2 protein-coding genes are annotated in these 2,164 nt (G+C 73.6%); one reads left to right on the forward strand and one right to left on the reverse strand.

Annotated elements, in window-relative coordinates; genetic code table 11:
- The first annotated feature begins 255 nt into the window (after positions 1–255).
- The gene (locus D7V93_RS42125; protein ID WP_120648579.1) at positions 256–1,824 is read left to right on the forward strand and encodes a phospholipase D-like domain-containing protein; all 1,569 of its coding nucleotides are present in this window, start codon (positions 256–258) and stop codon (positions 1,822–1,824) included.
- A gap of 111 nt (positions 1,825–1,935) precedes the next feature.
- On the opposite strand, the gene D7V93_RS42130 is transcribed toward D7V93_RS42125, so the two are convergent.
- A partial coding sequence (locus D7V93_RS42130) for a hypothetical protein (protein ID WP_341871000.1) occupies positions 1,936–2,164 on the reverse strand: 229 nt, incomplete at its 5' end.

A 2,164-nucleotide genomic window follows, 5' to 3' on the forward strand; every position in this document is an offset into this window, starting at 1 on the left:
CCCCTGCACGCCGGCTTGCCCTGCACTGGCCCGGCCGGAGTGCGGGCGAGCGACACCCGGGCGGTCGTCGGGACGCTCGCAAGACGACAGGCCCTCCGGGCCCTGGCTGTCACTGGAATGGCGGAGGGCGCCCTGCCCGAGGGTCGCTTGCGACGGACCGCCCGGGAGCGCACCTCACCGCGAGGAGCTTCTTCGCGGGCGGCGCTCCCCTGGGGTAGAGGAGGGACTTCCGCCCCAGCCCTGAGGAGACGCGGCGTGGCCATCGTGAAATCGACGGGCATCAGCGGACCCCAGCGCGGACTGGCGGAGCAGGTCTTCTCCCGGGCCGCGGGCGCGCCGCTCGTGCCGGGCAACGCCGTGAACCTGCTGCGCGACGCGCGCGAGAACTACCCCGCGTGGCTCTCCGCCATCCACCTGGCCCGCCACTCCATCCTCTTCGAGAACTACATCATCGAGGACGACGAGGTGGGCCGCTCCTTCGCGCAGGCACTGGAGGCCCGCGCCCACGACGGCGTGCGCGTGCGCGTCCTCTATGACTGGCTGGGCTGCCAGGGCACCGCGTCCCGCCGCTTCTGGCGGAGGCTGCGCGACGCGGGCGTGGAGGTGCGCTGCTTCAACCCCTTCCAGTTCGACCGGCCCCTGGCCTGGCTGGGCCGCAACCACCGCAAGACGCTCACCGTGGACGGCGAGGTGGGCTTCGTCTCCGGCCTGTGCGTGAGCCACAAGTGGCTGGGCGTCCCGGAGAAGGGCGTGGCCCCGTGGCGCGACACCGGCCTGGAGATCCGCGGCCCCGCCGTGGCGGACCTCGTGCGCGCCTTCGCCCAGGGCTGGGGCACCGTGGGGCCCGCGTTGGACGAGGAGGCCTGCCTCTCCGACCGCGCCCCGGCGGAGCTGGGGGACGTGGCCCTGCGCGTGGTGGCCGGGGTGCCGTGGAGCGCGGGCCTGTTCCGCGTGGATCAGCTCATCGCGTCGCTCGCCCGCAAGCGGCTGTGGCTCACCGACGCGTACTTCGTCGGCACCGCCGCCTACGTGCAGGCGCTGCGGGCCGCCTCCCGCGACGGCGTGGACGTGCGCCTGCTCGTGCCCGGCAGCAGCGACCTCCCCGTGCTGCGCCCCCTCACCCAGGCCGGCTACCGCCCCCTGCTGGAGGCGGGCATCCGCGTCTATGAGTGGAACGGCACCATGCTCCACGCCAAGACGGCGGTGGCGGACGGGCTGTGGGCGCGCGTGGGCTCCTCCAACCTCAACCCCGCGAGCTGGCTGGGCAACTCCGAGATCGACGTGGCCGTGGAGGACACCCACTTCGCCCGGCAGATGGAGTCCATGTACATGCAGGACCTGGAGCACGCGACGGAGGTCGTGCTCGGCGGGAGGGACCGGCGCCTCGTGCCCGCGAACCCGCGTCCGCTGCCACGCTCCCAGCGGGGCGCCTCCGGCCAGCGAGGCCGCGTGAGCCGCGCGGCCGCGGGCGCGATGCGACTGGGCAACACGGTGGGCGCCGCCGTCACCAACCACCGCGAATTGGGGCGCACGGAGTCCAAGGTCGTCTTCGTCGCGGGCGTGGTGCCTTTGCTGTTCGCGGGCGCGGCGCTGTGGTGGCCGCAGGTGGTCGCCGTGCCGGTGGCGGCCCTCTGCGCGTGGGCCGGCGTGGCCCTGTGGAGCCGCGCCCTGCGCCTGCGCCGTCAGGAAGCCCGGAACCCGGAGGACGAACCCAGGCCCGTCGTGGAAGCGGAGGTGCCGTCCCCTCCCGCGGCCGCCGCGCCAGACCTCCTTCCGGAAGCAGGGCCTCGCAACGCACCGGAAGCGGAGCGGCGTCAGCCCTGAAGCGCCAGCAGTGAAACGGGGGCCCGCGGGCCGGAGGGGAGAAGCGCGGTTCGCTTCCCCGTCGCGGTCCGGGCCCGAGGCCCCGTGATTCCTACAGCCCTACAGCCAGCACTACGCCTGCTTCGCGACGCCGACCTGCTCCGTCGCCTTGCCGTTGAGCAGCGCGCTGCCTCCATAGAGGGCCAGGCCCACCATCCCCAGCACGCCCGCCTCGATGCCGCTGCCCATCGTGGCGCCCATCAGTCCCACAACGCTGGTACCCACCATGAAGACCAACCCCATCGCCCCAGCCGCCTTGCCCATCCGCGTTCCCCCTCGTGACTGTATTGGACCCTTGAAC

It is taken from the genome of Corallococcus llansteffanensis, assembly GCF_003612055.1.
Taxonomy (GTDB): domain Bacteria; phylum Myxococcota; class Myxococcia; order Myxococcales; family Myxococcaceae; genus Corallococcus; species Corallococcus llansteffanensis.